Source organism: Streptomyces sp. GbtcB7, assembly GCF_019091445.1.
Lineage (GTDB): Bacteria > Actinomycetota > Actinomycetes > Streptomycetales > Streptomycetaceae > Streptomyces > Streptomyces mirabilis.
On record NZ_JAGXJM010000120.1, the window covers coordinates 1 to 1,154 of the forward strand.

Here is a 1,154-nt window from a genome sequence, read left to right on the forward strand (position 1 = left end):
CGCGCAAGCGGATCACGTCCGGCAATCTCGCCGAACTGATCGACCAGCAGCACGTCGTGGGCGTCACCACCAACCCGTCGATCTTCCAGAAGGCGATCAGCAGCGGCGACGGCTACGAGCAGCAGCTCGCCGATCTCGCCGCCCGCAAGGTCACCGTCGACGAGGCCATCCGCATGATCACGACGGCGGACGTCCGTGACGCCGCCGACATCCTGCGCCCGGTCTTCGACGCGACGCAGGGCCAGGACGGCCGGGTCTCCATCGAGGTCGACCCGCGGCTGGCCCACAACACCGCCGCGACCATCGCCGAGGCCAAGCAGCTGGCCTGGCTGGTGGACCGCCCGAACACGCTCATCAAGATCCCGGCGACCAAGGCGGGCCTGCCCGCGATCACCGAGGTCATCGGCAGGGGCATCAGCGTCAACGTCACGCTGATCTTCTCGCTGGAGCGCTACCGCGAGGTCATGGACGCCTACCTGGCGGGTCTGGAGAAGGCGAAGGCCGCGGGTCTGGACCTCTCCAAGATCCACTCGGTGGCGTCCTTCTTCGTGTCCCGCGTGGACACCGAGATCGACAAGCGGCTCGACGCCCTGGGCACCCCCGAGGCCAAGGCCGCCCGCGGCAAGGCGGCTCTCGCCAACGCCCGGCTCGCCTACCAGGCGTACGAGGAGGTCTTCTCCTCCGACCGCTGGGCCGCCCTCGACAAGGCGCAGGCCAACAAGCAGCGCCCGCTGTGGGCGTCGACCGGCGTCAAGGACCCGGCGTACAAGGACACCCTGTACGTCGACGATCTGGTGGCGCCGAACACGGTGAACACCATGCCGCAGGCCACCCTGCAGGCCACCGAGGACCACGGCGACATCACCGGCAACACCATCGCCGGTACGTACGAGCAGTCCCGCGCCGAGCTCGACGCGGTCGAGAAGCTCGGGATCGCGTACGACGACGTGGTCCAGCTCCTGGAGGACGAGGGCGTCGAGAAGTTCGCGGCGTCCTGGAACGACCTGCTCAAGTCCACAGAGGCAGAGCTCAAGCGCCTCGCCCCTTCGGAGGGCTGAAACCTTGTCAAGCAGCAACCCGCTGCGTGACCCCGCAGACCGACGGCTCCCGCGTATCGCGGGGCCGTCGGGCCTGGTCATCTTCGGCGTCACGGG

The 1,154-nt window shown here is 68.7% G+C and carries 1 protein-coding gene; it reads left to right on the plus strand.

Annotated features, from left to right (window positions below):
- On the plus strand, positions 1 to 1,058 hold a 1,058-nt coding region (gene tal / locus KVT44_RS55470; protein ID WP_217576839.1), incomplete at its 5' end, for a transaldolase.
- Positions 1,059 to 1,154: the final 96 nt, after the last annotated feature.